This is a genomic window from Flavicella sp., assembly GCF_037132785.1.
GTDB lineage: Bacteria > Bacteroidota > Bacteroidia > Flavobacteriales > Flavobacteriaceae > Flavicella.
Window position 1 is genome coordinate 1 of record NZ_JBAHZZ010000032.1, and the last position, 8,277, is coordinate 8,277.

At 31.0% G+C, this 8,277-nt stretch carries 6 protein-coding genes and 1 pseudogene; 5 read left to right on the forward strand and 2 right to left on the reverse strand.

Annotated elements, in window-relative coordinates; genetic code table 11:
- Positions 1-467: 467 nt before the first annotated feature.
- Positions 468-1,709 carry a hypothetical protein gene (locus V5787_RS01975; protein ID WP_336891610.1) on the reverse strand — a complete coding sequence of 414 codons (1,242 nt, stop codon included), beginning with the start codon at positions 1,707-1,709 and terminating at the stop codon, positions 468-470.
- A gap of 3 nt (positions 1,710-1,712) precedes the next feature.
- Complete coding sequence (locus tag V5787_RS01980; protein ID WP_336891611.1) at positions 1,713-3,026, reverse strand: DUF4270 family protein; 1,314 nt, start codon at positions 3,024-3,026, stop codon at positions 1,713-1,715.
- A gap of 280 nt (positions 3,027-3,306) precedes the next feature.
- Here V5787_RS01980 and V5787_RS01985 point away from each other — a divergent pair, with 280 nt between their 5' ends.
- The 5 genes and pseudogenes from V5787_RS01985 to V5787_RS02005 form a co-directional block, all read left to right on the forward strand.
- Positions 3,307-4,296 carry a kelch repeat-containing protein gene (locus V5787_RS01985; protein ID WP_336891612.1) on the forward strand — a complete coding sequence of 330 codons (990 nt, stop codon included), beginning with the start codon at positions 3,307-3,309 and terminating at the stop codon, positions 4,294-4,296.
- Positions 4,297-4,607: 311 nt separating this feature from the next.
- Positions 4,608-5,645 (forward strand): sensor histidine kinase, encoded by a 1,038-nt coding sequence (locus tag V5787_RS01990; RefSeq protein ID WP_336891613.1) that lies wholly within the window; start codon positions 4,608-4,610, stop codon positions 5,643-5,645.
- Between the two features lie 5 nt (positions 5,646-5,650).
- Complete coding sequence (locus V5787_RS01995; protein ID WP_336891614.1) at positions 5,651-6,358, forward strand: LytTR family DNA-binding domain-containing protein; 708 nt, start codon at positions 5,651-5,653, stop codon at positions 6,356-6,358.
- Between the two features lie 296 nt (positions 6,359-6,654).
- Positions 6,655-7,770 carry a glycoside hydrolase family 88 protein gene (locus V5787_RS02000; RefSeq protein ID WP_336891615.1) on the forward strand — a complete coding sequence of 372 codons (1,116 nt, stop codon included), beginning with the start codon at positions 6,655-6,657 and terminating at the stop codon, positions 7,768-7,770.
- Between the two features lie 403 nt (positions 7,771-8,173).
- Positions 8,174-8,277, forward strand: a pseudogene (locus V5787_RS02005) (transposase); the annotation flags it as partial.

Sequence of the window (8,277 nt, forward strand, 5' to 3'; positions counted from 1 at the left end):
TCAAGAAAAACTAAACAATAGACCTAGAAAGATACTTGGATATAAAACACCAAAAGAAATGATGGATATTGAACTTAAAATTGTAACTTAGTAACATCATAAAACTAAAACGTTTTGTTGCGTTACAACCTTGAATCCAAGATATTTATTTGACTAAAAAATGTAGATTTTATCTTTCTTGTACGTAAATCACAAATGCTATCTGAAAAAGTAGCTGTTATTTGTAGTTTCATAACTTAAATACACGCCTTAATAAGCTAACAAACAATGATATAAAACCTAAGTTTGGATTTTTGTTTTTGTCATGTACCTTGCAACGGTCTTAAGTCTTAAAATAAAAATTGACATCTCTCTTTGGTAACCTCAACTTAAAAAACCTGAGGACATTCCAACCATGCTGAAATTATCAATCAATATATAATGACTACCCCGAGGCAGAGCCATCGAGGAATTTTAGATTAAAAACATTAAAATATTTTCCTTTTAATAAACCAATTGCCAACTTGACTTATATTTAAAGTAAATTTATGATAATTATCTATCACCAAATTATTATTTAAAGTTCCTTCTTTACCGTAAGAATAACTAAAATTTAAAGAGGAACCTGTTTTAGAAATTGGCAGACCAAGCCCTAATGAAACTGAATAATTATCAATTTTAGAATCAGACAATCTCAAATAGCCAGAGTCGTAGTTCACCCCGAAACGAAACGCCGTGTTTTTAGGGTAATTGGATTTTTTAGATTCATGGTTATATTCGACCCCAAACCCAAATACTTGTTGATCTCTATATTCAAAATTTTCATTAGAAATATAACTATCACTCCAATAGTTTTTTTGATAATCTAAATTAAAAGTTACCGATTTTAACTGTGTTGAAATTCCCATACCTAATTTCAAAGGAAAGTTCATATCGTCTATATCTTCTTCGGTTTCTTCAATAATTAAGTAACCACTATCCGAAAAAGTTTTTGTACCACTAACTGTCTGAGTCCCTTTTAATTCTGAAGGTAAATTAGCAATTAATCCTACAGTCGTTCTACCCCCCAATAAATTAGGGATTGTGTATTGTAAACTTCCTTTTAATCCAAGACCTGAATAGTTGTCTCGTTGATCCAAAGAAATCACTGTAGTCTCATAATAGATTGTTCTTACTTGTGACACAGAACCAAAATACGAAAGCAACTCAATCCCAAGAGATAAGTTTTCAGTAACTTTAAGACCATGCCCCCAAAACACCTCACTAATCCCACCTGACCCATCAATATTCGTATAATACGGTGTTGAGCTCCCTTCTACTTGATTGGCAAAAACAACTTGATAACTTGTTTTTGTTCTAGGAACCAAACCAAAACTCATCTTCCAAAAACGACCTGTAGAAAACCCCATGGCAATATGAGTGAAATTAAAATCAAAATTGGATTGAGAATTATTTTTATCCTCTTTATATGAAAGAGTACTACTAATTCCTAAATCGTATAAAAAAGTTCCCCCTTTAATAGCCGTTAAAGATGCTGGGTTTATTTTATTTAATGATAAGCTATTAGAATAACCAATCCCTGTATTGCCTAAACCATTAGAGCCTCCAAAATAATTAGAGTTATCTTTTCCTACTCCAAACAAAGAGTATGGAGAACTAACATCACTTTGACCTACTACCCCTAAAGACACAAAAAGACAATGTACACAAATTAATAATTGATTTTTCATACTTTAATAAGTTAAATAAGTTAACAGTAATTTCATTTTATAATTCGAATCTTCTGGACTTATAGGATCATTAATAAGCAATCTATTTATAGTATTTACTTTATCTATAAACTCAATCCTTAATGCGTAATCTAATGTATTCTTAGCGGTTAACAACTCTTCTACATACGAACTAAGATCAACTGTATAATACTGAGCGTCAAATTCATTATCTTGAGAATTAAGAATCGCATACACAACTGTTCCATTCCCTGTTGTAAGATCCTTTACTCCTGTATTTTTACTATTAATAATATGAACTGCTAAAAAATCGGACAATCCTTCTTCTCCATATTTTGGAGAATCGGGATAGAACTGCAAAACAGCTTTAAGAACAGTTACATCACCCTCAAGTTCATTTAAAGTCAGTAATGAAGGAAAATCAACACGTAAACTAAGTCCCGTCCCTGATTGTAAATAAGCCTTATTCTGAGTATCTGAAGTTGTTAAAACATCCTCACTTGACTCTAATGAACTTAGTAAAGTTTCTGATCTATCACTTACAATTTTATTGAAAAGTTCATAACCACCAGTCAAAGTAAAATCCAAATGATATTCATCATTTTCGGGATCATCATCATCGTTTAATGTATAATAAAAGCGAACTTTTGTTAAACTTCCAGAATACTCGAACCCTAAAACATTATTAGAGGTGGAATCGGCTACAATAGTAATCCCACGAAGTTCTTGTTGAAAGTCAAAACTATCCTCAATTTGTCCATCAGCAATTTTTGAAAAAAGTGATTCTCCAAATTCATAATTCAGAGGAACAATAATTGAGTCTTTTTTATTTGGCAAAGGTGTAAATGTTAATTGACCTAATAAAACAGTATCATCATAATCCAATGATGAAGTGTTGTAAAAATAATCATCATCGTCACTTGGTTCAAATTTCTCAGTAACTTCATGAATTGAATATGTTTGTACCTGAGTAGTATCACCATAATAATATTGATCATAATGCAGAATTAACGCAATCGAGTCAAATTCGGCATCGTTGTCTATATTAAAAGAACTTCCCATTAAACTAAAAAAACTTTGAGCAGTTAAATTACCAAACTCTTCATCTTGCAAAGCCCCTACCAAAATTCTAGAAGCACTCGATGTAATAATTGAATCTGAAATAATGGTAGCCGTTTCTATAGTCAAAGTATCAACCTCAAAAACATTAATATTGTTATCAATTAAATCCCCCCCAACTTCGTACGATTCATTATCATTTTGACAAGAATCAAAGATAAATGCAATGATGAGTACTAATAAAAATCTATACTTCATTTTACTTTTTTGCACGAAATTACTTAAACCCACTTCCTAAACCTCCTAAAATAGACCAAACCACAAAATTCATCTACAAAAACGTTAAAAAAAGTTAATTAACTGACACACAGCGACGCATCAAGTTAATAGGTGAAATAACCTTCTTTATAGATATAACCATTGTGTTTGTATATTTTATTATATAAAACAGATAAGTAATTAATACGTTTGCCAAAATATAAATCAGTAGGAGTATATAAAGTCTCTAGGGACTACTCCTAAACAATAAAATAACTTTATGCATTTAACAAAAACGTATTTAAACCCTTTGGTTTTACTAATAGCACTTATAAGTATTATTAGTTGTAGTGATGATGATGATGTTGAATATGGGAATTGGGTGGAGAGTTCTTCTTTTGATGGAAACGCCCGTTCCAGTTCGGTTTCATTTGTTATTGGCGATAAAGGATATGTCGTATCAGGTTACGATGGAGACGACTATTTAAGTGATTTGTGGGAATATGATAGTGAAGGTGATTTTTGGATAAAAAAAGCTGATTTCCCTGGAGTTGCTAGAAGTGGAGCTGTTGGCTTCTCTATTAATGGTATTGGATATTTTGGTACTGGTTTTGATGGTGATTATGAATTAAATGATTTCTGGAGTTACGACCCTGTAGTTAATATATGGACACAAGAGGCTGATTTTTTAGGAAGCGAAAGGTATGGAGCAGTTGGTTTTGCAGTAAATGGAAAAGGATATATAGGAACAGGATTTGACGGTAGCGAACTTAAAGATTTTTACAAATACGATCCTGAAACGGGTGAATGGATACTATCTACAGGTTTTGGAGGAGACAAACGTAAAGATGCAGTTACTTTTGTAATTGGTGATAAAGCATATATGGGAACAGGTATCCATAACGGATCTTATGAAAATGGTTTTTATGTTTTTGATGGAGTTACAGAAACATGGACACAATTAACAGATTTAGACGATGACGATGCTGATTATTCAGTACTACTCTCAAACGGAGTAAGCTTTACTTTAGATGGGCTTGGATATATTGCCACTGGAGGAGCGTCAGGAGTTTCTTTAAATTTATGGATATACGATCCAAGTACAGATACTTGGGACGAGGGAAGTTATTTTGAAGGTTCTGCAAGACAAGATGCTTGCGCATTTAGTTTTACAAACAGAGCCTTTATATTTATGGGTCGAAGCGGAAGTTATTATTTCGATGATAACTGGGAATTTAGACCTGATGAAGAAGTGGATGAAGATGATTAAACTAACTTAGGTTTGTTTTTAATAGAGTCAATAAGAAATTATTGACTCTATTCTTTTTTGTAAAAACCATGAATTACAAAATATGAACAATTGTTTTAATTACGGTAATACCAAATGAATTTCAAAATAAATTTGAATTATTTTTTTATTTAGATGAAATAAAAAATATAAGACTAGGTTACGGTTCTATTTTAGATTGAAATATAAAGGAAAGAGAAACTAATTTAATCAATCATTTTTATGTTTATTTAGTATATAACTACTGATTATGAATATTTAGCTATAAATTTATAAAATAATCGAAGGCCTAATTGAAAAGAACATTAAAAAACATCAACCCTATAATTTTACATGCCCTTTTTTGGGGTGTTTTTATTTTGATAAACATCATCTTTATACTTTATCAAAAATTTTCTATGTTTCCAAACGACACCTATTTTTATAGATTCACAATAGAAATAGCTCTGTTTTACCTCAATTTTAGTGTACTAGTTCCAAGATTATTATTAAACAATAAAATAATACTATATGTCTTTACATCAACTAGTTCTATTTTTTTGGCTATTATCGTAAGTAACCATTTTACCCCCCCCCCTCCCTTTAATTTAAGTCCACAAGACCCATTAAGGGAATTTATGCCAAGACCATACGAAAACTTATTAAATCCATTAAGGTTTTTTTTATACGTAATGTTAATCGCTATCGGCACCAGTATAAGACTCGTAATTGAATGGTATAAAAATGAAAAAATAAAAAAAGAGACAGAAATTCAACGTGTAAATACGGAAATTTCATTTTTAAAAGCTCAATTAAACCCCCATTTTTTATTTAATACTTTAAATAGTATTTATTCTTTAGCGAATAAAAAATCTGATAATACCACGGAATCTATTGTTACACTATCCGAATTGATGCGTTATATGATTTACGAAACCGATAAAGATTTGGTACCTTTGCAAAACGAAATCAATTATATAAAAAACTATATAGCACTTCAAAATTTACGATTAAAAGACTCTAGAGGAGTTCGAATAAATATCTATGAACCTATCTTTCATAAAATAGAACCTCTGTTATTAATTTCATTTATTGAAAATGCCTTTAAATATGGTACGGACTATAATGGAAGAACAGATATTAGGATAAAAATAGAGGTTAAAGACAACCTATTGCTTTTTGAAGTTTCTAACTATGTATCTACACACAATCGAGATCTTAAAAACTCAGGAATTGGACTTAAAAATGTTAAAAACAGATTGAAATTACGATACCCTAAAACACATGAATTAAAAATTGAAGAAAAGGAACAACAATTTAAAGTAACATTAAAAATAAAACTAAACACCTAATAATTATGATGACATGTTTGATTATTGATGATGAGCCTTTGGCAATTGAATTATTAGAAGACTTTGTATCTAAAGTTCCCTTTTTAAAACTTATAAAAAGCTGCTCAAATGCTCTAGAAGCTGTAGAACAAATAGGCTTACATAAAATTGACCTTATTTTTACGGATATTGAAATGCCTGAATTTACCGGAGTTGAATTTGTTCGATCTCTATCCCAAAAACCTTTAATTATTTTTACAACAGCATATTCTCATTATGCCGTGGAGGGCTTTAATTTAAACGCCATTGATTACTTGGTAAAACCAATTCCTTTCCATCGATTTATCAAAGCAGCTAACAAAGCATACGATATATTCAATTTAAAAGCAGAAAAGCAAACCTCTACCAAGACACCACTTCAAAAAATTGATTTTATTTTTGTCAAATCTGAATATGAAAACATAAAGTTAAATTTAGATACTATTATATATATTGAAGGCTTAAAAGATTATATTAAAATATACAATAACAAAAGCAAACCAATACTTACCTTAAATAGTTTAAAGGCATTTGAGGAAAAACTACCTCAAAATTTTATTAGAGTACACCGTTCCTTTATTGTCTCCTTAAATCATATAGATTCTGTTCAACGAAATCGCATTGTAATCGATAAAATTCGAATTCCAATTGGTCAAAACTATAAAGATGAATTTATAAAACGAATCGGTGGATAAAAGAAGGATCCCTAGAAACTCTACGAAAATAAATTTTAAATTTCTTTTTTAAGCGTGAATAATGAGAGCTTTATATGCTCTTCTATTTAAAAATTAACTTCTGCGTTACTTCCTTATTTCACATGATTATCAGCTAAATAAACAAAATCACACCAAATACCTAGAGGTAAAAACGAACCAAATTACAATCCTCAGGTTAATACTAAAAGAAAATCTATCTTCATAGGCCCTCGAAAATTTTAGAATTTCTGTTTTTATTGATTTTTTTTACTTAAATTTAAACGAAAATTGAATCAATGAGAAATATCCTAAACCTACTTTCAATAGTATTTGTATTTTCAAATATTTCGTATGCACAAAAAATAGAACCAATTGATGTTAAAGAAATCATGGAAAAGGTTGCCGATTGGCAAATAGATCATTTTCGAGATACTTATAGTGGGAGAGAAAAACCGCATCATCCTCTTGCCTGGACCAATGGAGCACTTTATATTGGTATGGTAAAATGGGCCGCCATGGCAGATGATGATAAATATTATAATTGGCTTAAAAATATTGGAGAAGAAAAAGAATGGCAATTACATAAACGTAAATACCATGCCGATGATCATACAGTTGGACAAATGTACATTGAGCTCTATCGTAAGTTTAAGGATGAAAAAATGATTAAACCAACAAAAGAACAATTTACTTTTATTAGAATGCATCCTTCGCAATCGATCTTAAACTGGAAAACACCCTATCATCAAGATCGCTGGAATTGGTGTGATGCCTTATTTATGTCGCCTCCTGTTTGGGCAATGTTATATAATCTTACTGGAGAACAGGAATATCTAGATTTTATGATGGATGAATACAAAGCTTCTACAGATTTTCTGTTCGACAAAAAAGAGCATTTGTATTATAGAGACGAAAGATATATGGGAAAATTGGATAATGGAACAAAAATATTTTGGTCAAGAGGAAATGGATGGGTGTTTGCCGGACTTTCTAATATTATGAATGAGTTAGAGCCTCAAAGTAAAGAATATAAATATTTCTTGAAAATCTATAAAAAGATGGCAAAAAAACTACTTGAAATTCAAACTCCAGAAGGTCATTGGGCAATGAGTTTGTTAGGACAAGAGTTTTATCCTACACCTGAAACAAGCGGATCCGCTTTTTATATATATGGCTTAGCATGGGGTATAAATAATGGGATACTAGACAAACATACATATATAGGAACCGTTGAAAAAGGATGGAATGCCATGGTTGGACATGTAACTAAAGAAGGCATGTTGGGGTATGTACAGCCTATCGGAGGAGAACCCGGTAATGCTTGGGCAGACAAAACAGAAGTTTATGGCACAGGAGCATTTTTAAGTGCAGGATCTGAAATATATAAATTGTTTGATGGTAAATTGGAATGAACTACCCCAAGAGCCATCAAGGTATCAAGCAGAATTTTTTTTAATTTTATGAAAATCTTGGTTTTCAAATTTCCCTCTTGACGCAGAGAACCTCTCGGTATTCTATAGATTAATACCATCTATCAAGCTGAACATAGATCTTTCGTGAATTTTATAACAAATCAAGACCGTTGCAAGGTATATGACAAAAACAAAGATCCAAACTTAGGTTTTATATCATTGTTTGTTAGCTTATTAAGGCGTATATTTAAGTTATGAAACTACAAAGAACAACTACTTTTGCAGATAGCATTTGTGACTTACGTACAAGAAAGATAAAAGCTACATTTTTTAGTCAAATAAATATTGGGATCGAATTTCAAAAATAATAGACAAGGACTATTCCAGGGGTAAAAGTGCCGTTGGTAAGCCTTCCTATGATGGTTTGTTGCTTTTTAAAATGTGTCTTTTGCAGAGTTGGTATGGTTTAAGCGATTACGAAGTAGAAGATAGACTTAACGATAGTTT